Annotated in this window: 22 protein-coding genes and 1 tRNA gene; 9 read left to right on the plus strand and 14 right to left on the minus strand. The window is 55.6% G+C overall.

Going from position 1 to position 20,774, the window contains the following annotated elements:
- Positions 1-43 precede the first annotated feature (43 nt).
- Positions 44-1,456, minus strand: coding sequence for an amidohydrolase family protein (locus ACR0L9_RS14235; protein WP_480895924.1), 1,413 nt, complete (start codon positions 1,454-1,456; stop codon positions 44-46).
- Between the two features lie 124 nt (positions 1,457-1,580).
- Between ACR0L9_RS14235 and ACR0L9_RS14240 the strand changes: the two genes are divergently transcribed.
- On the plus strand, positions 1,581-2,585 hold the full coding sequence (locus ACR0L9_RS14240; RefSeq protein WP_480895925.1) for a helix-turn-helix domain-containing protein: 1,005 nt from the start codon (positions 1,581-1,583) through the stop codon (positions 2,583-2,585).
- 111 nt (positions 2,586-2,696) lie between these two features.
- Here ACR0L9_RS14240 and ACR0L9_RS14245 read toward each other — a convergent pair whose 3' ends face one another.
- Positions 2,697-3,032: a hypothetical protein gene (locus ACR0L9_RS14245; RefSeq protein WP_170423854.1), complete on the minus strand. Its 336-nt coding sequence runs from the start codon at positions 3,030-3,032 to the stop codon at positions 2,697-2,699.
- Between the two features lie 440 nt (positions 3,033-3,472).
- Here ACR0L9_RS14245 and ACR0L9_RS14250 point away from each other — a divergent pair, with 440 nt between their 5' ends.
- Together ACR0L9_RS14250 and ACR0L9_RS14255 are read left to right on the plus strand one after the other, a co-directional pair.
- Positions 3,473-3,715: a TFIIB-type zinc ribbon-containing protein gene (locus ACR0L9_RS14250; protein WP_480895926.1), complete on the plus strand. Its 243-nt coding sequence runs from the start codon at positions 3,473-3,475 to the stop codon at positions 3,713-3,715.
- Positions 3,716-3,820: 105 nt separating this feature from the next.
- Complete coding sequence (locus tag ACR0L9_RS14255; protein ID WP_480895927.1) at positions 3,821-4,786, plus strand: hypothetical protein; 966 nt, start codon at positions 3,821-3,823, stop codon at positions 4,784-4,786.
- A gap of 7 nt (positions 4,787-4,793) precedes the next feature.
- Here ACR0L9_RS14255 and uvrB read toward each other — a convergent pair whose 3' ends face one another.
- Together uvrB and ACR0L9_RS14265 are read right to left on the minus strand one after the other, a co-directional pair.
- Complete coding sequence (gene uvrB, locus ACR0L9_RS14260; protein ID WP_170664073.1) at positions 4,794-6,980, minus strand: excinuclease ABC subunit UvrB; 2,187 nt, start codon at positions 6,978-6,980, stop codon at positions 4,794-4,796.
- A gap of 77 nt (positions 6,981-7,057) precedes the next feature.
- Positions 7,058-7,528 (minus strand): SRPBCC family protein, encoded by a 471-nt coding sequence (locus ACR0L9_RS14265; protein ID WP_480895928.1) that lies wholly within the window; start codon positions 7,526-7,528, stop codon positions 7,058-7,060.
- 153 nt (positions 7,529-7,681) lie between these two features.
- Between ACR0L9_RS14265 and ACR0L9_RS14270 the strand changes: the two genes are divergently transcribed.
- Positions 7,682-7,993, plus strand: coding sequence for an ETC complex I subunit (locus ACR0L9_RS14270; RefSeq protein ID WP_170395965.1), 312 nt, complete (start codon positions 7,682-7,684; stop codon positions 7,991-7,993).
- A 13-nt stretch (positions 7,994-8,006) separates the two neighbouring features.
- Positions 8,007-8,489 (plus strand): GNAT family N-acetyltransferase, encoded by a 483-nt coding sequence (locus tag ACR0L9_RS14275; protein WP_480895929.1) that lies wholly within the window; start codon positions 8,007-8,009, stop codon positions 8,487-8,489.
- Positions 8,490-8,592: 103 nt separating this feature from the next.
- On the opposite strand, the gene ACR0L9_RS14280 is transcribed toward ACR0L9_RS14275, so the two are convergent.
- Positions 8,593-8,670, minus strand: a tRNA-Arg gene (locus ACR0L9_RS14280).
- A gap of 214 nt (positions 8,671-8,884) precedes the next feature.
- On the opposite strand from ACR0L9_RS14280, the gene ACR0L9_RS14285 reads away from it, so the two are divergent.
- Positions 8,885-9,592, plus strand: a complete 708-nt coding sequence (locus ACR0L9_RS14285) for an ORF6N domain-containing protein (protein ID WP_170396106.1) — start codon at positions 8,885-8,887, stop codon at positions 9,590-9,592.
- Between the two features lie 5 nt (positions 9,593-9,597).
- On the opposite strand, the gene ACR0L9_RS14290 is transcribed toward ACR0L9_RS14285, so the two are convergent.
- Positions 9,598-9,951 (minus strand): MmcQ/YjbR family DNA-binding protein, encoded by a 354-nt coding sequence (locus ACR0L9_RS14290; protein WP_170423840.1) that lies wholly within the window; start codon positions 9,949-9,951, stop codon positions 9,598-9,600.
- A 100-nt stretch (positions 9,952-10,051) separates the two neighbouring features.
- On the opposite strand from ACR0L9_RS14290, the gene ACR0L9_RS14295 reads away from it, so the two are divergent.
- A complete protein-coding gene (locus ACR0L9_RS14295; protein WP_170396104.1) occupies positions 10,052-10,282 on the plus strand; it encodes an aspartate aminotransferase in 231 nt (76 codons plus the stop codon).
- A gap of 66 nt (positions 10,283-10,348) precedes the next feature.
- On the opposite strand, the gene ACR0L9_RS14300 is transcribed toward ACR0L9_RS14295, so the two are convergent.
- The 3 genes from ACR0L9_RS14300 to ACR0L9_RS14310 all read right to left on the minus strand — a co-directional run bounded on the left by ACR0L9_RS14300 (position 10,349) and on the right by ACR0L9_RS14310 (position 11,664).
- Positions 10,349-10,792 (minus strand): excalibur calcium-binding domain-containing protein, encoded by a 444-nt coding sequence (locus tag ACR0L9_RS14300; RefSeq protein WP_255612008.1) that lies wholly within the window; start codon positions 10,790-10,792, stop codon positions 10,349-10,351.
- A gap of 72 nt (positions 10,793-10,864) precedes the next feature.
- Positions 10,865-11,272, minus strand: a complete 408-nt coding sequence (locus ACR0L9_RS14305; RefSeq protein WP_170395959.1) for a universal stress protein — start codon at positions 11,270-11,272, stop codon at positions 10,865-10,867.
- Positions 11,273-11,337: 65 nt separating this feature from the next.
- Positions 11,338-11,664, minus strand: a complete 327-nt coding sequence (locus tag ACR0L9_RS14310) for an antibiotic biosynthesis monooxygenase family protein (protein WP_170395957.1) — start codon at positions 11,662-11,664, stop codon at positions 11,338-11,340.
- A gap of 134 nt (positions 11,665-11,798) precedes the next feature.
- Between ACR0L9_RS14310 and ACR0L9_RS14315 the strand changes: the two genes are divergently transcribed.
- Entirely contained in the window at positions 11,799-12,482 is a 684-nt protein-coding gene (locus ACR0L9_RS14315) for a hypothetical protein (RefSeq protein ID WP_480895930.1), read from the plus strand.
- Positions 12,483-12,520: 38 nt separating this feature from the next.
- Here ACR0L9_RS14315 and ACR0L9_RS14320 read toward each other — a convergent pair whose 3' ends face one another.
- From ACR0L9_RS14320 to ACR0L9_RS14335, 4 genes are all read right to left on the minus strand, one after another.
- Entirely contained in the window at positions 12,521-14,806 is a 2,286-nt protein-coding gene (locus ACR0L9_RS14320) for a glycosyl hydrolase family 28-related protein (protein WP_170818638.1), read from the minus strand.
- 136 nt (positions 14,807-14,942) lie between these two features.
- Entirely contained in the window at positions 14,943-15,344 is a 402-nt protein-coding gene (locus ACR0L9_RS14325) for a DUF4864 domain-containing protein (protein WP_170514055.1), read from the minus strand.
- An 81-nt stretch (positions 15,345-15,425) separates the two neighbouring features.
- Complete coding sequence (locus ACR0L9_RS14330) at positions 15,426-17,048, minus strand: lysine--tRNA ligase (protein ID WP_480895931.1); 1,623 nt, start codon at positions 17,046-17,048, stop codon at positions 15,426-15,428.
- A gap of 239 nt (positions 17,049-17,287) precedes the next feature.
- Positions 17,288-18,166, minus strand: coding sequence for a LysR substrate-binding domain-containing protein (locus tag ACR0L9_RS14335; protein ID WP_480895932.1), 879 nt, complete (start codon positions 18,164-18,166; stop codon positions 17,288-17,290).
- Positions 18,167-18,284: 118 nt separating this feature from the next.
- Here ACR0L9_RS14335 and ACR0L9_RS14340 point away from each other — a divergent pair, with 118 nt between their 5' ends.
- Positions 18,285-19,034: an SDR family oxidoreductase gene (locus ACR0L9_RS14340; RefSeq protein ID WP_170395947.1), complete on the plus strand. Its 750-nt coding sequence runs from the start codon at positions 18,285-18,287 to the stop codon at positions 19,032-19,034.
- A gap of 93 nt (positions 19,035-19,127) precedes the next feature.
- Here ACR0L9_RS14340 and ACR0L9_RS14345 read toward each other — a convergent pair whose 3' ends face one another.
- Complete coding sequence (locus ACR0L9_RS14345) at positions 19,128-20,702, minus strand: arylsulfatase (RefSeq protein ID WP_480895933.1); 1,575 nt, start codon at positions 20,700-20,702, stop codon at positions 19,128-19,130.
- Between the last annotated feature and the right edge of the window lie 72 nt (positions 20,703-20,774).

Genomic DNA, 20,774 nt, shown 5'->3' on the forward strand with positions numbered 1-20,774 from the left:
CGGAAGCAATGTCGCATAAATACTCTCCGGCTGTTCAGACAGGTCAATTCAGCGTGTTTTTGTAGATGACGCCGTCCTTCATGATCAGGCGGATCGTATCTGGGCTTTCAGGCCTCGGGTCGGCACCGAACCATTGATCACCCGTGCCAACAACCGAGAAGTCTTCAAGTGGGTTACCATCGATGAGCAGGATATCCGCATAAGCTCCTTCCTCGATAACGCCCAGTTTTCCGGCGGTATACGGGTTCATAAAGTCACCTGACAAAGCGACCACCTCACCACCCGTCGATGTCAACGTCACCATCGACGTGTAGGGTCCAAAAAACTCATTGTTCAGGTGCTTCTCGTAGGCAATCTGGATATTGCATGCCTCGACCGAACCAACACAGTCGGTCTGGAACCCTCGCTTCACCGGGCATTCCTTCATATTGTCGATGTAGCCCGCAAATGTGGCCGAGGCGGATTTTGCCTTAGCAAGACTCGACGGGACATTTGCCACTGCCGGAATATCTAGCAATCCGGGATCGAAGGCCGTCAGGTTGGTGGTAATGTATGCCCCTTTTTCGTTCATGACTTGGGCAATTTCACAGTCAAACGAGAAGCCATGTTCGATCGACATCACACCCGCATCTAGCGCGCTCAGGATTGCTTCCTTCCGATAGGAATGCGCCATGACATAGCTGCCATACTCGTTTGCCACCTGCACCGCAGCTTTGATTTCCTCAGGCGATCCAGCCAGCAACTGCCACGGATCGAAGGCCGATACGACGCCACCAGATTGCATGAACTTCAACTGCGTCGCGCCCATGCGGAAATTGTTGCGTGCGAACTTGTAAACGTCATCAACACCGCTAATTTCCTGCGCCAAGTTCAGCCTGCTCATGTTTGTTTCAGACCCGGGCGGTGCGGTGAAATTCGCAAAGTCAGCGTGACCACCTCGCGTTCCGATAAATGCACCAGATGGAAAGTAACGCGGGCCGTCAATTTGCCCCGAGTCAATTGCCCGGCGTAACCCGCCATTGGCCCCACCCGCATCCCTGACTGTGGTGAAGCCCTGCATCAAATACATCTCGGCCATCCGCGCACCGTGTATGGCAAAGTCCTCCCACGTTGTGTTGGCCTCCATCGCAGGTAACGTCGGCCCCATCAGCATGAGGTGCGCGTGCAGTTCAATAAACCCGGGGGTCAGTGTCCGTCCCTCTCCATCAATGACCGTAGCATTGGGGGCATCGATCGCATCGGTTGATACGGCCTTAATCAGATTACCCTCGACCAATACGCTGGCATTCTCGATACGCTGTTCATTGACGCCATCGAAGACATGCACGTTGGTAAACAACGTTTGAGGTTCTTCTTGATCCTGAGCATGCGCGGACGTTGAAAAAGAAAGAGCTGCAGCGACAATTACCGTCGAGCAAAGGGACAATCGTAGGCCGGACATAAGTACTCCCTTCATATTCGTGTTTTGCAAACTGTAGTCCGGAAAATCTTGGCTCGGTTGCCACTTTCGAATTAGGATGTTCGAATGTGATTGAAAAAATGGCCACTTCTTAAAACTAATCCAGACAAGGGTGACGAGCTTGCCTTTCAACTCCACCTCTCAAGAGCATAGCGAGGGCTTTATTCGCCTCTCCTTAGCTGCTCCGTTCCTGCAATATCTCACCGAACGTAAGATCAATCCGCAACCAGCATTGGATCAGGTTGGCCTGAAAGCCGAACTGTTGTCTGACCCAGCCGTGTTCGTGCACTCAGAGTTGGTCTACGGTTTGGTAAATGCCTTCTCAGAAGTGTCAGGAGATCGATACCTTGGACTGAAAGTAGGGGAGACGTTTGACCTGCAACAGTGGCCTCCGTTCGCTCAGGCACTGCAATCGACAAAGACGCTGTTCGAGTTCTTTACCCGTTTCGTGGGGCTTGTACCGCAGGAATCCAATTCTGTGCGACATAGCCTTGTCGTTGAAGCAGACAAAGCGACTTATCGAATCGAAAGGCAACAAGAGCCTACTGTGCCGCCGATTCAGGTGACCGGTTTTGGTGCCGCAATCTATGTACGCCTATTGCAGACCGTCGTCGGAGATGCCTGGGATTCTTCGCGTGTGCGATGGGAAAGCAGATACATCAACGGACTACCTATCGATTACAAAGGGATCGAGGTCGGCCTTGGGACCGATCCCGGAATGCAGATTAGCTTCCCTGTAGAATGGTTGTTTTTGCACCATGTCTCTGAGGGCTCTGCCAAGCCCATCGCCTCAACGCGACAAGATGAAGAAGTAACCGTAGTAGCTGCTTTGCGATCTGTTTTACGCGATAAGCTGGATGAAACCGATTTGGGACCAGAGGTGGTGGCTGGATTGTTGGGAATACAGCCGGAACGGTTTCTTAAGGCGCTTCAGCAGCAAGGCACAACGCTGCCCCGCGAAATCAAACGGCTGCGTGTCGAAGTCGCAAAGGAACACCTCGGAGAAGACAAAATGACAATAGCTGAGATCGGTCTGATGCTCGGCTACTCCGACAAATCCCATTTCACACGCTTTTTCAGGGGCCAGACCGGAATGACACCGACCAAGTTCCGCCTGGGTTCGTAATTATGTTGCAAATGCTTGGATCAGCTGTGCGAACTCGACCTCGCAACAAAAGCAAAGGCGCGACCAGACTGCCGTCTCGACCGCGCCTTAAACCATTCTATTCGAACGCCATTATTGGCCCGTGGTCTCTACGCACGTTCCCTTGCCCCATCCTGACTTGCTGCCAGAGGCAGAGTAATCAAACGTGCCCTTCTCAGGGTGAACGTTATAATTCAGCGTGTAATCCTCACCGACATACAGATAGGTCAGGGTGTCGAGACCGGGAAACACATCCACATCCTTGTCGATATCCCCGATCGTGATGTGGCCCTTTTGCTGGCCATCATACTTCACAAGCCGAGCGGCCATTTCCGGGTGTTCCGCATCCGGTGCCTCACATTCAAACACCCGCTCCTCAGCGAATGCGGCTGCGGGCAGTAGGGCAAGAAGAAGAGCTGCCTTTTTCATTGATTTCCAATCTGTATTCGATCTGTTGCACTGCGGCGGCTATTGACGATTTTGGGCGGAATTTTGTCCAAACTCGGGTCGTTCTGCGGTCTCGTTGCACGCATCTCGTTAGACCAATTCACGTTTGGGTTTCGCCTGCGTTTTGAGGTGAGCCCTAAGCACATTTCCATCGCGTTTTGGGGAGTATCCAACCCAGCATTGAGGGCTCGAAGACAGAGACAATGGGTCTATGCACCCATCAGCTGCTGAGAAATTTCTTAGGGTTCGTCATGGCAACCATTTGGAACCTCAATTTGTGAATTCCAATGCTGAAGGGGGCAGCGCGGGACCGGGCCAACTCTGCCCTACAGCTTTGCCCATAGCGGGACGTGCGGTCGCAGTAGGGTGAAAAACCCTGCGCGCGCTCCCATCTGTTCAGGACAGAAAAAGGAGAGCGTCTGATGCAATGTCCGATTGATGGAACTCAGCTGGTAATCACCGAGCGGAGCGGGGTCGAGATTGATTATTGTCCGCAATGTCGTGGCGTGTGGCTGGACCGTGGAGAGCTGGACAAGATCATCGATCGCTCTGCCGACCATACGCCGCCGCCACCGCCGCAGCGGGGTCATGATGACCGATCTGATCACGGATACCGTAAAAAGAAGAAACGCGGCGGCTTTCTGGATGAGCTGTTTGACTTCTAAGACGTTGGCACCGTGATCTGAGAGGGTTTTATCGCTTGTTGTATAGTCACGGGTGAGATGGGTGCGAGCACCCATCCTACGCTTGCTGCAAGTTGGAAGTGTGGGATGTGGCAAATTGAAAAGCAATGGTGTGAGATAAGTGCGAACACCAACCAAGCACATTGCAGTGCTTTCCTTCAGGTAGAATCTTCTCTAGTCAAACACCAACGATTGAGTGGGAGAAGGTATTTGGAGAGCTTCATAGGTTGGCTAGTTTCTTCAGGTTTTGCAGCGGCATTGATAGTCGGAATTGGGTTGCTATTCCGTGAAAGCATATTGAAAGTTGTTGGGGAGCGTGTGGCACTTTCTTCACAGAAAGTTCTGCAAGAAAGACAACATGCGTTTGAGCTTCAAATTAAACAGGTTCAATTGGATTTTGAGCGGTTGAATTCCAAGCAAGACCAAATTCTATCATCTGTTTTAGACGTATCATCTGATCGGGCAAAAGAAGTGTCAAAGCGCGAAATTGAAGCCGCCGAAGCTATTTGGTCGTCAGTGGGTAAGCTTGACGAGTTGTTCGCGCCGGCGCAAATTGCAGAAATTCTAAAATTTGATGAAATTGAAGCCGCTTCATCTAGCGATCGAAAAAAGTTCGAAGAGTTAGCTGAAATGCTGACTAAGACTTTTACTCCTGAGTTTGCAAAGGACTTGCGCTGCGACTGGGCGAGGCTGTTCGTCAATGAAAGCGCTTGGGCCTTCTATTCGGCGTACCATTCAATACTGATGACTGGTGCCATTCGATTAAAAACACTGGCAATAGGTGCTCCGCTAACAGGCCCAGAAATCAATTCGGGCTTGAAGAAAGCCATATTGGAAGCGCTCCCCCATCAAGAACCTACTTTCGAAAAATTCCCAGATGTTAGCAGTACGATTTTCCTTCAGGAGATAAAGCAGGCTTTGGTTATCGAGCTCAGGCGATCAATCCAAGGGGAACATTCCTCCAGCGCCGAGGTTAAAAAATCCATTGCAATTTTAGACGCCTTGGCAGCAAAAGGCGGTGGAGACGCACGATACCCAGTTGCGGCTGACTAAGGGCATATCACCGCTTCCTCCGCTTCACATTCCCACCCCGCTGCCCCGGCCTGCCAGCCGTTGACCGCCCCCGCGATTTCACTGCGTCTTCCGAGGCTTTCTCGACCGCCCATTGGCGCGCCATGGGGTCGTCGGCGACGGCCAGATCGACCGCTTCCAGACGTTTGATCTCATCCCGGATGTTGGCGGCCTCTTCGAATTCCAAGTTCTCGGCGGCTTTGCGCATTTGGTCACGCAACCCGTCCAGGTGAGCCTCCAAATTCGCGCCGTGCATCGGTTTGTCGATGGTGGCGGTGACGCGGTTCATGTCGACATCGCCTTCGTAGAGACCGGCCAGAACGTCCTCGACGTTCTTCTTCACGGTCTCAGGCGTGATGCCGTGTTCTTCGTTATAGGCGAGCTGTTTGGCGCGGCGGCGGTTGGTTTCGCCCAAGGCGCGCTCCATCGAGCCGGTGATCTTGTCGGCATACATGATCACCCGCCCATCGGCGTTGCGCGCGGCGCGACCGATGGTCTGGATCAGTGAGGTTTCCGAGCGCAGGAAACCCTCTTTATCCGCGTCCAGAATGGCGACCAGTCCGCATTCTGGGATGTCGAGCCCTTCGCGCAGCAGGTTGATCCCGACCAGCACGTCGAAGGCCCCCAGCCGCAGGTCGCGCAGGATTTCAATGCGTTCCAGCGTATCGATGTCCGAGTGCATATAGCGGACCTTGATGCCCTGTTCGTGCAGGTATTCGGTCAGGTCCTCGGCCATGCGTTTGGTCAGCGTTGTCACCAGCGTGCGGAATCCGTTGGCGGCCACCTTGCGCACCTCGTCCAGCAGGTCGTCCACCTGCATCGACACCGGGCGGATTTCAACCTCTGGGTCCAGTAGACCCGTGGGGCGGATCACCTGTTCGGTAAAGACACCGCCGGTTTGTTCGATCTCCCACTTTGCCGGGGTGGCCGAGACGAAGACGGATTGCGGGCGCATGGCGTCCCATTCCTCGAACTTGAGAGGACGGTTATCCATGCAGGACGGCAGGCGGAACCCGTGTTCCGCCAGCGTGAACTTGCGCCGGTAGTCGCCCCGATACATACCGCCGATCTGCGGGACGCTGACATGGGACTCGTCGGCGAAGACAATCGCGTTGTCCGGAATGAATTCGAACAGGGTTGGCGGCGGTTCGCCCGGCGCACGGCCCGTGAGGTAGCGCGAGTAGTTCTCGATCCCGTTGCAAACGCCGGTGGCCTCAAGCATTTCCAGATCGAAGTTCGTGCGCTGTTCCAGCCTTTGAGCTTCCAGCAGCTTGCCCTCGCCAACCAGCTGATCCAACCGGATGCGGAGTTCCTTTTTGATCCCAATAATCGCTTGATTCATCGTTGGCTTCGGCGTGACGTAGTGCGAATTCGCATAGACCCGCACCTGCTCCATCGTTGCCGCGCGTTCGCCGGTCAGCGGGTCGAACTCGGTGATGGTTTCCAGTTCCTCGCCGAAGAACGAGAATTTCCAAGCACGGTCCTCAAGGTGGGCCGGCCAGATTTCCAGGGAATCGCCACGCACCCGGAAGGACCCGCGCTGGAAAGCCTGATCGTTGCGGCGGTACTGTTGGGCAACCAGATCAGCCATCACCTGCCTCTGGTCATACTCATGACCCACCTTCAGATCCTGTGTCATCGCTCCATAGGTCTCGACCGAACCGATACCGTAGATGCACGAGACCGAGGCGACGATGATCACGTCATCGCGTTCCAGCAGCGCCCGCGTGGCCGAGTGGCGCATCCGGTCGATCTGTTCGTTGATCTGCGATTCTTTTTCGATGTACGTGTCCGACCGCGGCACATAGGCTTCTGGCTGGTAATAGTCGTAATAGGAAACGAAATACTCGACCGAGTTCTCTGGGAAGAAGCCCTTGAATTCCCCGTACAGCTGCGCTGCCAGCGTCTTATTTGGCGCCAGGATGATCGCAGGCCGCTGCGTTTCTTCAATCACCTTGGCCATAGTGAAGGTCTTGCCCGTCCCGGTCGCACCCAGCAGGACCTGATCTCGCTCACCATCATTCACACCGCCTGCCAGCTCCTTAATCGCCGTCGGCTGGTCGCCAGCCGGTGCGAACTCGGTGTGCATGACGAACTCCTTGCCGCCCTCCAGTTTCAGACGCGCGCGCACGTCGTCTGCGGTCAGTTGAGTCTTGTCGGAATGGGCATAAGGCATGGGCGGGCTCCGGGTCAGGCCCCTACATTTGTTCTTATTTTGTCCATCTGCAAGGGCTGATCTGGATTCATTTTCAGCTAAGCGGTCCGGGCTTGGGCGTCGGGGTGCGTTTGAACCTTCATCGCCAAGGCCGACAGGTTCTCGGCCAGTACGCGGCCTATCATCATCTTCAACAGGGTTTGTCCCATTAACCAGCCCAACGGTCCATATTTCATACGAAAATCCATACTCCAGATAACACGGCTGCGCGTGTCGGACAGCGGTGTGATGGCAATCGCCGCCTGTGCTTCGCGCAGAGGCATCGCCATCTGCGACAACCGCACGGTGTAGCCGCGGTCAACCTGCCAATCCGTCACCTCTTCGACCAATGATGTGCCGTTCGCGAAGTGACACCGGCGCTGTGACCCAACACCATCCGATCCGGCAGTCAAAGCATCAACCGATGTCACCTGCGGGGCAAACTCATCGATATGCATAAAGCGGCGGAGGATGGCCCAAATCTCATTGGGTCGGGCGTTGATGTCGAGGTGGCGTTCTTGGTGAAGCATCCTGCTGTCCTTATAAGTCTGCGCGCTTTCTAACCCGAACTAATGACAATACCTGTCATTAGGCAGTCCATGCGACCCGCGACAATTGTCATCTTGTCCCGGCGCGCGCTCTGACGCATAAACAAGCCCACCAAGTGAGTACGGAGAGGCGACATGCGCGCACGGATTTACCAGCCTTCGCGAAACGCGATGACCTCGGGGATGGCCAAAACCCGCAAATGGGTTCTGGAATACGCCCCGGCTTCTGCGCGTGAGGTCGATCCGCTGATGGGCTGGACCTCGTCCAATGACACCCAAACGCAGGTGCGTCTGAAGTTCGATACCAAGGAAGAGGCGCTGGACTATGCCAAAGACAACGGTATCGACGCGCAGGTATGCGAGCCGCACAAGCGCAAGCCGAACCTGCGGGCGCGCGGCTATGGTGAGAATTTCGCCACTGACCGGCGCGCTCCCTGGACCCACTGACAAGGCCCAGTGAATGATCGACATCCGCCAAGCAGACCCCGGCGCCAAGGATCTGCGCCCGATCATTCAAGCGCATCTCGCCCATAGCTGGGACGCGACACCGCAAACCTCAAATCATACGCTGGACATTGATTCCCTGCGCGAGCCGGGCATTCGCTTTTGGGCTATTTATGAGGCGGGTAAGCCCTTGGGTTGTGGTGCGCTTAAGGCGCTGCCGGATGGCACTGCCGAAGTTAAATCGGTGCACGTGGTTGCTGCTGCGCGCGGCCGAGGATTGGCGCGTGTGATCATGAACCATCTTGCCGATCTGGCCCGAGCCGAGGGCGTTTCCGCACTTGTCCTGGAAACTGGCGCAAATCATCTCTCGGGATATGACGCAGCACGCAAGCTATATGAAACATTGGGATATTCCTATTGCGGTCCGATCTACGGCTATGACGCCGATCCAAACAGCGCGTTTATGCGGTTGGACCTTACGTCCAGCCCAAAACGCTGAGGGAAAAGCTGAAAGCACCCGCTTGGTGCAGTCTGACCGACCGCTTTGAATTCAGATATAAGGGCCGTACCCTTGCCCCGTTTCGAAAAACATCTGAAAAAAATGGCGAGCCGTGGAGGACTCGAACCCCCGACCTGAGAATTAGAAGTTCCCTGCTCTAATCCAGCTGAGCTAACGGCCCGGTCTTGTTCCGTTTGTATCAGTCAATCCATTAAGATTGTCAACTTGATAGAGGGCAAGCTTGTTCTTTCAAAAAGGTTATTTCCATCAGGGTATTGGCCGTATCTGGCAGACCTCTCGGCAAGAGACATTGAACCTACCTGCAGTTCAAACTTGCACCCCAGCGCGCCCTGCGTCACGTTTGAAATCACAAATTGTGATTCCAAACGGATATGATGACGAACCCGGAAAACCTGCCCAGCCCTCAAGAGGTCCAAAACGCCATTCATCGGGTGCGCGGTGTACGCGTGGTTCTGGCAGAAGATCTGGCGCAGTTTTACGGAAAATCCGTCAGCGCCTTCAATCAGGCCGTCTCGCGCAATAAGGATCTGTTCGAAGGCTACCGCTTTCAGCTTTCCGACGCTGAGGTCGCGGATTTGCAATCACAGAATGTGATCTCAAAACCCGAAGGCCGCGGTGGCCGACGGGTCAATCCCTGGGTCTATACCGACTACGGCGTAGCTATTGCCTCGACTTTGTTTAAAGATCCGCGCGCGATCAGGATCACGCGGATGATCACCGAAGCCTTTGTTGACGGCACCAATGCGCTAGCGGAAACCCCGCGCAACCCGCCTGAGATTCTGCCACCGCAAAATGCCCCTACGCAGTTGCTTCCAAATGGGGATCAACTGCGTGATCTGGCCGAAAACATCCTTGATTCCGGACAGCAAAGCCTTGTGGACTACATCGCCAATCCCACCACCAAACGGCAGCAGGCGGTGGCAGTGATCATGAAGACCCTCGCTGAAACGGCGGGCGAAGAGGTTCGCACACAACATGACCGTCTGCGCCTGAGCATCGCCGAACGGCTGGCCAGCGGAGACTATGCCGACGATGATGACCGGAAAAAACTGCTTGAGCTGCTGCACGCCATGAAAGACTGACCGCCTTAAAGGCCCAGCTCTGCCCGCGCCTTTCTGGTCAGCTTAGCAACGACCAGATCGTATGAGATTACAATATGATCTCGCAGCGACGCGTCGCTCATGCCACGTTCATCGTAAACCTGCAGCCATTTCATACCTCGCGATGCCAGATAGGGCGCTGGGCGGATACCTGGCTCATCTCCGAGGACCTCAAAGGCTAGATCGGTAGCCTTGAAGGTAAACGCATCCTTTCCGTCGTTCCAACCACAGATGGCAAAGACTTTGCCGCCTACTTTCCAGACATCTGCGTTGCCCCACTGCACGACATGGCTGGTGGCTTTGAGGTCCGAGCAAAAGGCATTGAATTCATCACGAGTCATCGCGGCGACTGTGGCGCTCTGGTCAGGACAAGGCAAGACCCGCTTTGCGGGCGAAACTTTCTTTACCCGGCATTAACCTAGCTGCGCCAAATCATAGGTGATGTATAACTGCAATTCTCCCCTCTCGCCTGAGGTTTGGCTCAGTGATCTATTCGCCTCCAAGGCGGTGCAGCAAGGTGGCGTAATCCGTCGCAAGGCGCGCGATATAGAGCGATTTGCCGGGATGGAGCGTTTTATGGCCGAAATCAATCGTCGCGGTTATCAAGTGGCGGAAAACTCGGGCCAGATCGTAATCTTCTGCAACCGCGCACCCGTGCGTTGGCTCACCTGAGCCACGCAACGCTTTCTTGAAAAGAAAGCGCCCCGAAATCTTTTCAAGATTTCGCCCCCCACCGATTCAAGGCTTCAAAAACTTTGCCGTTCCGACAGTGCGCTGTTTCGGGGTCTGAAGATTCCGGGGATTGGCTTGGATATCTCCCGGCATCGCGACATTGCGTGGTTTCTGCAAGGCAAACGAGCCACAGGCGACACCATCGCCATCGGGGTCATTGCGCTTATGATATCCGGGCCTTCCTTCGCGAAAAGGCCCGAAACCCAGCATCTCCACCGCATCACACCCAGCCAGCGCCACCAGATGGATCACCGCTTCATGACGTTCGTAGTCTGAAACGCGCAGGTAGACACCGATTGCGATCATTCCTGTGGTTAAGGGCAAGGCCAGCACCATCAGTAGAATACGCACCGGAGACAGAGCCTGCCTGCGCAACGCGTCTGCCCGCCGTTGCCGCCGTGTAAGACGAGGGTTCGGATCGGTGTCTTTCGTTTGTTTCCCGGTTGTCATGCCATAGGTCTTACACGCGGTATGTGGCAAAGCCATGGCCGCAATCGGGGTCGGCTTGGAAAAAGCTCGACCTTATCGCACCACATGCACGGCACATTTGGCGTGGCGCACCACATGGGTCGCTGTTGAACCCAACAACAGGTCCTGCATCCCCGGGCGGTGCGAAGCCAGGATGATCAGGTCAGGCTTATTCACTTCGGCCCAGTCCAGAATCGTTCGCCCGGAATGGCCTTCAACCACCAGCCCCTTCGCATTCGGGACGCGCGCCGCCAGAGCATCAAGCTCGGTCTGAATGGCCTTGCGGGCTTCGGACAGATACTCGGCAGGCATGTACGAGATCGCATAATCCGGAATGTGCTCTACCACATGCAGCAGCGTAACCGCAGCCTCGGGCGTCGACAGTAGTTCTGCCAGCTTCAACGCTGCCGAGCTGTCCCGTTCAGCATCAAAGGAAATGGGAACAAGAATGTTATGATACATGGCTCGCGCCTCCGTAGTTGTGCCGCTATACTGCGCGACCGGTGGTGGCCGTGCATTGACTCAGATCAGGTCTCACCGAATGTCTCGGCGACGTCGTACATCACGGGTTCAAAGCTCTTGCACAGCTCGTTAACCCTGCGATTCCGCTCTCGCATTTCCGGTGTGCGCAACATCGCCAGGAAATCCTCGCGGCGCTCCCATTGTGAATAATTGGCAATCCGCGTCTGGGCATCATTCACATGCAATCCGGCTGAAATGAAACCCGGCTGTTTCGAAATGAACTCGGCATAAGCATCGGTCAGCGCCTCAAGAAGGTCCTGGCAGGTTCCGGGGGTCATCTCGAAGGTGGTGATGACAGTCTGATAGCTGTTGGTTTTGGAAATCTGCGGCATAAGGCTCCTCCTTTAAAGCTGACCCGAGCCTAGCACAGCTTTTGAAAACGCCACCCTTTTCCTGCACATAGACAATGTTTTTGGATCAAAAAATCTTTCTCGAAGATGAACAAGAAACTAACCATCCGTTAACCATGTCTGCCGATGCTGCCCCCATGGCTCGTCTGGTTCTCGTCATTCCGCTGCTTTTTATGGTGTGCACTCCGGCATGGTCCGGCGCGTGGCTCCGCGAGAAGGGGTCAAGCTTCACCGCGTTATCTGTGACCGCTTTCAAAGAGGAAGACGTCTACAAGTACAAATCCTCGCTTTATACCGAGTGGGGATTGCGACCGAAACTCACGATCGGACTGGATGCCGAGGAGTATCAGGATTTGTATGGGCACGCGCTGGTCTTTGCCCGCGTGCCGGTTGCAGACATGGGGTCAGCAGGGCGTCTGGCGGCCGAGTTCGGCGTTGGCGCACACCATCGCCAGTACAGTAGTTGGGCAATGTACAAAGCAACACTTTCCTACGGCAAAAGCATTCAAACCGGATTGGGAGGCGGATGGATCAATGTCGACGCCGCGCTCGAAAACCGCACCAATGAGGCAGTGATCCGCAAATTGGATTTCACGGCCGGTCTGTCCTCGGGTCGACGGTTTGACCCGCTCCTGCAGATCGAAACTTCTTATGTTTCGGACCGACCATGGTACTGGAGGGTGCGACCTTCGCTGATGTATCGCCCAAAGACGGGCAGACTCACCTGGGTTCTGGGTGCCGAGCGCAATTCGGCTGATGATAACATCGGGATCAAATTTGGATTGTGGCGCAGCTATTAAAGATGGGCCGCCTACATTCAGGCGGCCCACCGCATCAATCAGGTATCAATCCGCAGAATGGTCGAAACCGCACCACGCAAGCCTTCGGACCAGCGCAGGCGGATATCGCTCTGGCCCGATCCCTGTCGCAACTCGACATATGGCGCGGTATAGCGCACCGCATTCAACGATGTCCTGAGGCTTCCCAGAGCAACAACCGCATCACACCCGCGCGCCCTGCCCCCGAACGGCAATTGGCCCTGCGAACTGACGGTCCAGGCTGATGACGGTGAGCTTTGCGTGTGCTGCAGCCGCAATGGATTGGCGCAAGGCGTATCGATGCCGTGGAACGTATTGTTCTCGAAACACACCCTCTTGTGCCTTTCCGGATCAAGATCGGCAAAACTGGTATCGACCCGGTCCACTCGGTCGATCCGCACGTTGTTGACGCGGAACTTGTTGCCGGTGACGGTCAGCCCGTTCAAGAAATGCCCCGTGCCATGGGGGCGGATCACCAGATAGCTGAACCAGGGGGCAACATCGCTGGCATAAAAGATGTTATCCGTGATGCTCAGCGCGCTGAACGAGAAGCTGGTGAAATAATCCGGGTTGGCATCGTGCTCGTTGGTCCATTCGATAAAACAGTTATCGACATAGTTCTCGGCGATGGACGAACTGTTATAGCCGCCGATGATCACCAACCCAGCGTTGCGCACCCCGTTCGCGACGTTGTCGCCCTGGAAGAAGTGGTTGCCCAGCACCAGATTGTTGTCCCCACTTAGCACCGCGAAATGATGGAACCGCGTGGCCCGGTTGTGGCGCAGCTTGACGTCGTTGGCATTGGCGTTCAGCGCGATTGAGCTTCGGTCCGGCACGTCCAGACTTTCCTCGGTCGATAGGAACTGACAGCCATCGATCAGCATCCCCTGACATCCGCGCCCGATTGATGTGATACCCCGGTCCTTCGGGCGACTGATGAAACAGTCTTTCAGTACAAAAGTGTTCCCGCCCGGAGACAACCGGATCGCGCTGCACCGACCGTTACACTGGAACTCGATCCCTTCCATGTTGAACTTCTGCAGCGCACTGAAACCGCTGAAATCTAGCAGGTACTTGAACGATGTGAAGGTGAAGGTCTGCGTCCCTGCGGCATCATAAGTCGGCGCACTCAGCGTGATTTCACCGGTGCTTTCGTTTTTCGACCGCACATAAACCTCACGCCCGACCCCGCTGCCGGTGACCAGCGAACCCACCGGTATATTCGCCACATTGGCCACGTTGGTCAGCGTATCAGGATCAGACGGGCTGTAGGTCGCGATCGAGGTGAAGGTCTCGGTATCCCAGGTCGAGCTGCTTTTGACGTCAAACTGCCCGTTGCGCACCACGCGACGGGTGGCATAGCCTGTCCGGTTCGGCACTGCCGCCGCCATATCGATGGGTTCGGTCACCGCAATCTTGCGCCCGCCCAGATCCAGCGATTCATGGTCCGAGCTGTTCAGCAACGCCTGAAACGCTTTTTTAAACGCCAGCATTTCATCACCAAAGGCGGTGATATAGGTGGGCAGATCGAAATTCTTGGTCAGCAGCAACATCTTGTCGACCGGCATCGTGACGGTGCCGTCAAATGCGACCTCGGACGCCATGTTAGTGTTCTCTTCCAGCCGGAACTCACCTTGCGGAATATAAACCTTGCGCCCGTTCGCTGCCTGATCCGCCGCCTCAAACGCTGCCGAGTCATCGGTGACCCCGTCACCCACAGCGCCGAAATCGCGCACGTCGACCAGACCAATCAAATCGCGCAGGAAGACCGAGGTCACATCAGTGATCTCGATATCATCCACCCGCACCACCGCACCGTTGGTGCCTTCGATATCCAATCCAAAATGGCCATAAAGCACCGCATTGCCCCAGGGCATGTCCACGCCGGGCCGCAGGCCTGTGCCCACGATGGCCGTCACCTCATGCACAGTGCCATAGCCGGTCAGCTGCACCGCCGGACCCTGCTCGGCCAATCCGTCCACGTGCGCATCTCCGGCTCCTCCGGCCCAGCCGGCAATCCGCACCTCGGGAAGCGGCCCGCTGATCGCCTTCACCCGCGCCTTGATCTGCAGATAGCAGCCCGGCAACAAAGGTGTTTGCCCCATATAGCGCAGCCGCTGCGGTTCTGCCGTCTTATAAATCTCCAGACAGCCTGCGAAATCCGCATCCGCCGGAACGAACACCCCCGTGCCCGACCCCTCATAGGTCGGAGAGCCCGGCGTGCCGTCGCCACTGGACCAGACCCCAAGACCAGCCGCATAGGCGGGCGGCATGAACACGATGCCGTCGGTGATTGCCTTGTTCATGTAAAATCCCTTTCCCAATCGCGCCAAGCACGCGCGCCAAAACCCGATACCGCCTGGGCCCTGAGCCCAAGCGCATGGGTCTGAGTATCGAAAAGGGATTAATCGCGGCTCTTACCACCGTGACGGTGGTGTTGCCTCAGGCCGCCGGGTCAGAATTGCCCAGCAACTGTACACCGTTGATCTTCCAGCCGTTTTCCTGCTGGATCATCTGGTAGTCCAGCAGATGCACCCGTCCGTCACCATCAGTGATCATGACCTTCTGCCACAGGGCTCCGCTAATCTCGCGCAGCTCCAGAAACCTCACATCCGCAGGCCGCCAGACCATAGGATAGCCGCGGCGCACCATGGTCCCGAAATTCTCGGGATCGCCGAACAGCCGCTGGATATTGGGGCTGGCAAAGGTGAAGGCGGTGGCAAAGTCATCCGCCTTGAAGGCCTGAATCTGCGCCGAGATATTGGCCTCAATCTCGTCACTCTGAGCAAAAACTCCGGATGCTAGTCCGGCACTCAGGGATACAGCAAGCAATAGTCGACGCATGGGGCCACCTCCTGATGCAAGGGTAGCCCCACACTGGATCAGGTCAAATCAGATCGGCGCAACACCAGATCGGATGATGGATTACATCCCCATCCCGGGTGATGGAGCATCGTAGCCCGGGGCTTCATCCATCGTAAGTTCGTTGTTCAGTGCCCGGTCAATTAGCTCTATGGTCTCGTCTAATCCATAAAGCGCGATGAACCCACCGAAGCGCGGGCCCTGCGATGCCCCCAGCAGCACCTCATAAAGCGCCGTGAACCAGCCGCGCATCGGATCAAACCGCTCGCGCCCGATGGAATAGACCACCGATTGCAGCGCTTCATCTTCGATCGGCCCATCATAGGCCTCCAAGGCCGCCTTCAATGCTTCCAGCGCCTCACGTTCCTGATCCGTCGGCGCGCGATGCTGGCGCGTCGGCTTGACGAAATCGTTGAAGTACCTCACTGCAAAGCCCGCCGCCTGATCCAGATCGGGATGGGTCTCGGCAGTGGCCTCGGGCGCATAACGGCGGATAAAGCCCCACAGCGCCTCCTTGTCCTCGGCCCCAGACACGGACGCCAGGTTCAACAGCATCGCAAACGGAACCATCAGGGTGGATTCCGGAACGTCGCCACCATGGATATGCCAGACGGGATTATTCAGCTGAGCCTTCAGGTCCTGTCCCGGATAGGCCCGCAACTGTTGATGATATTCATCATACGCCTTTGGGATCACATCGAAATGCATCCGCTTCGCCGTTTTGGGCTTCTGATACATGAAATAGGCCAGCGACTCGGTCGGTGCATAGGTCAGCCATTCGTCGATCGACACGCCATTGCCCGAGGACTTTGATATCTTCTGCCCGTTCTCATCGAGGAACAGTTCATACGAGAAATGCTCAGGCGCACGACCTCCCAAAGCCCGGCAAATCGCGTCATAGATCTTTTCGTTGGTGGCATGTTCCTTGCCATACATCTCGAAATCAACACCCAAAGCGGCCCAGCGCGCGCCAAAATCAGGCTTCCACTGCAGCTTCACATTGCCGCCAGTCACGGGCAGCGTCCATTCCTTGCCATCCTCGTCATCGAAGGTGACAGTGTAGGTATCGGCACAAACCTTCTTCATCGGCACATACAGAACCCGCCCGGTCTCGGGATGGATCGGCAGGAAGATCGAGTAGGTCTGCTGACGTTCTTCCCGCAGGCTTTTCAGCATGATGGCCATCACGTCGTCATACTTGTCAACGGCGCGCTTCAGGATCTCGTCGAACTGGCCCGAGCGGTAAAACTCACGCGCCGAATAGAACTCATACTCGAACCCGAAAGTATCGAGGAACCGGCGCAGCATCGCATTGTTATGCTCACCAAAGCTGTCATATTCACCAAACGGGTCCGGCACCGAGGTCAGCGGACATTGCAGATAATCCTGCAGCGCCTCGGGGTTCGGCACATTGCTGGGCACTTTCCGCATCCCATCCAGATCGTCCGAGAAACAGATCAGCTTGGTCGGGATATCCGACAGCGCCTCAAACGCGCGCTTGACCATCGTGGTTCGCGCCACCTCACCAAAGGTCCCGATATGCGGCAGACCCGAGGGGCCATAACCAGTCTCAAACAGCACATATCCCTTTTCCGGAGCGCCCTGCTTATACCGTTTGAGCAACCGCCGCGCCTCTTCAAACGGCCACGCCTTGGACGTCATCGCGGTTTCACGCAGGTCAGACATTTGGATACTCCATCGGGAAACGTGCCAGACACCCCATGCGCCCGGACCGGCCCCTGTTATTGTGCAGGTGCAGTATGAGTCAATAAAGGGTGGTGATTTTCATGCCTCTATGCGCATGAACGGCGTGCAATCCATATCTGGTCTTGGTTACAAGTGTCCGCAGCACGGGGCATTGCGGCATTCTGAAAAACGTAGTCTGTTGATCGCTCTCGCGGATTTGCAAGCAAGGCAAAAAAAGATTAAATCGACATAAGCCATTTCCTGAAAATTCTCACGGTGACCCGTTCCTGATCGCCGGGGTGGCAGACGAAGTAGAGCCCCCGATCCAATGGAACCCGGCTTTCATCGAGGCGGATCAAGCGACCAAGTTCCAAATCCCTCTCCGCCAAGAGATGTCTTGCCAACGCTACACCTTGCCCGTCAATCGCAGCCTCCAACAGAACCGCGCTGTCCACGTACTTGATGCTCTGCGAATTGATCCGGTCAGCGCCCAGCCCGACCTGCGCAGCCCAGCTTTCCCATCCGACGTTGTAGGCATCATGCAAGAGTGGAAGATCAGCCACATTCTCGGCGGGCATCGGCAGTCGGGTTTTACCAACAAGGGATGGCGCTGCTACAACAATCAGGTCCTCTTGTCTTATCTGCTCATGATAGAGCCCGTCCCAACCGGGTTCCCCGAACCGCAGGGCGACATCGACCTCAGACGCATCAAAATCCGCAAATCGATCATTTGTGTCCAGCAGCAACGCGATACCCGGATGTTCTTGCTGAAATGAACTGAGCAACGGGACAAGCCATTTAAGCGCCAGCGATGTTGACAACGACACCGTAATCGACTGGCGGTGATGCAGCCGCTTCACCTCCATCACGCCCAGTTGCAACGCCGAAAATGCCCCGCGCGTCGATTGATGCAGAAGCTCCCCGGCACTGGTCAGTTCAACCCCATTTGGGCGGCGATGAAAAAGCGTTACGCCAAGATGCAGTTCCAGCAGCTTAATTTGCCGACTGATCGCCCCGTGGGTGACGTTCAGAACATCTGCTGCCTTGGACAGGCTGGAGTGGGTTGCGGTTTCATCAAAGGCCTGAAGGGCACGTAGATGTCTAAGGTTCCCCGGCATGTGAGAAAACCTAACAGCATTGTCCCAAAAACTCGATAGGTCTGCTTTGTTCCCGGTAGTTACACTGACCACAGATCAATAAACCTCACACACTGTGCGCCCAAAGAAAGGACATACCATGCCCGATACCAAAGTTGCTTTGATGACAGGTACAGGACAGGGAATTGGCCGGGGTTGCGCCATTGAAATGGCGAAAGCCGGCTATAAGGTTTCGCTTATGTCTCCTTCCAACCGCTCGGTTGAATTGGCGGAGGAACTTGAGGGCATTGGCCGTCGCGGCTCTGTATTAGATGTCGATGATTTGCAAGCGATGGTCGACGACACCATGAGCAAATATGGACGGATTGATGCAATCGTCAGTAATATGGGTCACGGTGGAACGGTGCCTGAAGCCATCAAAACCGTCGGTTTCGATCCTGACTTTGACGGACCGCTATTGGAACTCAGCGACGAGTTATGGCACGAAAGTCTGGACATGTATGTGCTAAATGTCGTCAAGATCGCCCGTATCGTCACGCCCATTCTGATCGAACAAGGCGGCGGTGCATTCGTAAATATCTCATCCATGAACACAATCGAGCCACGTGCGCCCTATCCCATGAGCATGCTGCGTGGAGCATTGCATAGTTTCTCAAAGCTTTACGGGGACCGATATGCACGGCACAACATTCGCATGAACAACCTGCTGCCGGGGTTCTGCGAAAACGTGAACCTGTCCGAACAGGCACGCCGGGAAATCCCCGCTCAGCGGCCCGCAACGTTCGAAGAAATTGGGCAGGCTTGCGTGTTTCTCGCCAGCGATGCAGCCCGGTATATCAACGGTCAGAGTATACTGTCCGACGGCGGGATGAACAGGGCAGTGCGATAGCAAAGAGGCGGTGAAGCGTGATTTTCGCGGCCCTCGATGAAATCCTTGACACAGATCGGGAGGCAACAGGTGATGCCCCCCGAGGTTTGATTTCTACTGCGACATCCCACCTTCGGTCGATATCTGCTCTTCGACATGGCCCTGGTTGGTTATGTCCGACCCCCGCGGAGGATAGTCATTGAAGGTAGACAGGTGGTTTTGGACGATTTTGGCAGCAGGGCCAAAGGCCCACATTTTGTTGCCCATCCAACGGGTATACATCCCCGACTCCTCAGCTGCCTTTTCATAGGGATCGCGGCGCAGGTTGAACAGCAGGGGCGCGTTCAGTTCCTCTTTTGGACCTGCCCATCCTTCGGTTTGTATCGTGAAATGTGCTTTCCAATCACCATGGCGTACAGCTTGCAGGTCCGGACCTTCGTAGTAGATAATCTCGTCCCGGTTGCTCTCACCCTCGCCAGTCAGGAAAGGCAGTTGGTTGTAACCATCCAGATGCACCTGATAGCCCTCATAGCCCTTCAGTAGTGATCCAGGCAGATCGTCAGGTCCTCCGGCGGCGGCGACGAGGGTAGGCATCCAATCAAGACCGGCAAAAATACCGTTGCTTACGGTCCCGGCGGAAACTCTTCCGGGCCAGCGAATGATAGCAGGAACGCGGAAGCCGCCTTCCCATGTCGTACCTTTTTCGCCTCGGAACGGTGTTGTTCCACCATCAGGCCAAGTCATGGTTTCGGGGCCGTTATCCGAGGTGAAGACTACAATAGTGTTGTCCGAGATGCCAAGTTCGTCCAGACGGGCCATGACCTTGCCCACGTTGTCGTCAAGCTCTTTCATTACGACATCCTGCAAACCGCGCCCGTCGCCCAGCATTGCCTCGTATTCGGGGCTCAGATGTGTCCAGACATGCGCTCGGGCCGGGGCCATCCAGACAAAGAAGGGCGTGTCGCTATCGACCGCGCGGTTGATGAAGTCCAGAGTATGGGCCGTCACCTCATCGTCGAGCGTTTTTTGCCGTTCAGGCGGAGCTGGGCCATCGTCTATTATACGCTGCTTTCCAACCAGCCCCCAGCGTGGATCTACGGTTTCATCAATTGTATCAGTGGCATAGGCGTGGATGATGTTCCGTGGGCCAAATGTGTCGTTGAATTTCTGATCTTTGGGCCAATCGGGGTCAGAGGTGTATTCCATCGCATTCAGGTGGTAGAGCCAGCCCCAATATTCATCGAAACCTTTCACAGTTGGCAGAAACTTGTTCATATCGCCCAAGTGATTTTTGCCGAATTGCCCGGTGGTGTAGCCTAGAGATTTAAGGATGTTTGCCAGAGTAGGGTCTTTTTCATTCAGACCTTTTTCCGGATCTCCGGGCAGCCCGACTGTGTGCATCCCCGTCCGAACTGGCAATTGTCCGGTGATAAAGGCAGATCGCCCTGCGGTGCAGCTTGGCTGTGCATAGTAGTCCGTAAGGCGCATACCATCCGCAGCAAGCTGGTCAAGGTTGGGGGTTTTGATACTTTTCACACCCTGATGATAGCTGCCCAGACTGGCCCAGCCGACATCGTCGGCCATGATGACAAGGATATTGGGCTGGTCGGTTTCGGCCAAAACTGGCAGGGCACAGACCGAAGCTGTAGCCAGCGTGGCGGAAACCACAATAGATCGAAAAATGAACATTTTTACCTCTGCGAACGTAGAAGACGATACCGGTGAAGGGAGTATCGAAAGTCCGATCAGGGATAGCGGTCG

It is taken from the genome of Ruegeria sp. I3, from assembly GCF_056532525.1.

What these genes read in the sequence shown, in the direction of transcription:
- ACR0L9_RS14235 (WP_480895924.1), bottom strand. Translation starts at nt 1,456, where the DNA reads ATGAAGGGAGTACTTATGTCCGGCCTACGATTGTCCCTTTGCTCGACG.
- ACR0L9_RS14245 (WP_170423854.1), bottom strand. Translation starts at nt 3,032, where the DNA reads ATGAAAAAGGCAGCTCTTCTTCTTGCCCTACTGCCCGCAGCCGCATTC.
- ACR0L9_RS14250 (WP_480895926.1), top strand. Translation starts at nt 3,473, where the DNA reads ATGCAATGTCCGATTGATGGAACTCAGCTGGTAATCACCGAGCGGAGC.
- ACR0L9_RS14255 (WP_480895927.1), top strand. Translation starts at nt 3,821, where the DNA reads ATGTGGCAAATTGAAAAGCAATGGTGTGAGATAAGTGCGAACACCAAC.
- uvrB (WP_170664073.1), bottom strand. Translation starts at nt 6,980, where the DNA reads ATGCCTTATGCCCATTCCGACAAGACTCAACTGACCGCAGACGACGTG.
- ACR0L9_RS14265 (WP_480895928.1), bottom strand. Translation starts at nt 7,528, where the DNA reads ATGCTTCACCAAGAACGCCACCTCGACATCAACGCCCGACCCAATGAG.
- ACR0L9_RS14270 (WP_170395965.1), top strand. Translation starts at nt 7,682, where the DNA reads ATGCGCGCACGGATTTACCAGCCTTCGCGAAACGCGATGACCTCGGGG.
- ACR0L9_RS14275 (WP_480895929.1), top strand. Translation starts at nt 8,007, where the DNA reads ATGATCGACATCCGCCAAGCAGACCCCGGCGCCAAGGATCTGCGCCCG.
- ACR0L9_RS14285 (WP_170396106.1), top strand. Translation starts at nt 8,885, where the DNA reads ATGACGAACCCGGAAAACCTGCCCAGCCCTCAAGAGGTCCAAAACGCC.
- ACR0L9_RS14290 (WP_170423840.1), bottom strand. Translation starts at nt 9,951, where the DNA reads ATGACTCGTGATGAATTCAATGCCTTTTGCTCGGACCTCAAAGCCACC.
- ACR0L9_RS14295 (WP_170396104.1), top strand. Translation starts at nt 10,052, where the DNA reads ATGTATAACTGCAATTCTCCCCTCTCGCCTGAGGTTTGGCTCAGTGAT.
- ACR0L9_RS14300 (WP_255612008.1), bottom strand. Translation starts at nt 10,792, where the DNA reads ATGACAACCGGGAAACAAACGAAAGACACCGATCCGAACCCTCGTCTT.
- ACR0L9_RS14305 (WP_170395959.1), bottom strand. Translation starts at nt 11,272, where the DNA reads ATGTATCATAACATTCTTGTTCCCATTTCCTTTGATGCTGAACGGGAC.
- ACR0L9_RS14310 (WP_170395957.1), bottom strand. Translation starts at nt 11,664, where the DNA reads ATGCCGCAGATTTCCAAAACCAACAGCTATCAGACTGTCATCACCACC.
- ACR0L9_RS14315 (WP_480895930.1), top strand. Translation starts at nt 11,799, where the DNA reads ATGTCTGCCGATGCTGCCCCCATGGCTCGTCTGGTTCTCGTCATTCCG.
- ACR0L9_RS14320 (WP_170818638.1), bottom strand. Translation starts at nt 14,806, where the DNA reads ATGAACAAGGCAATCACCGACGGCATCGTGTTCATGCCGCCCGCCTAT.
- ACR0L9_RS14325 (WP_170514055.1), bottom strand. Translation starts at nt 15,344, where the DNA reads ATGCGTCGACTATTGCTTGCTGTATCCCTGAGTGCCGGACTAGCATCC.
- ACR0L9_RS14330 (WP_480895931.1), bottom strand. Translation starts at nt 17,048, where the DNA reads ATGTCTGACCTGCGTGAAACCGCGATGACGTCCAAGGCGTGGCCGTTT.
- ACR0L9_RS14335 (WP_480895932.1), bottom strand. Translation starts at nt 18,166, where the DNA reads ATGCCGGGGAACCTTAGACATCTACGTGCCCTTCAGGCCTTTGATGAA.
- ACR0L9_RS14340 (WP_170395947.1), top strand. Translation starts at nt 18,285, where the DNA reads ATGCCCGATACCAAAGTTGCTTTGATGACAGGTACAGGACAGGGAATT.
- ACR0L9_RS14345 (WP_480895933.1), bottom strand. Translation starts at nt 20,702, where the DNA reads ATGTTCATTTTTCGATCTATTGTGGTTTCCGCCACGCTGGCTACAGCT.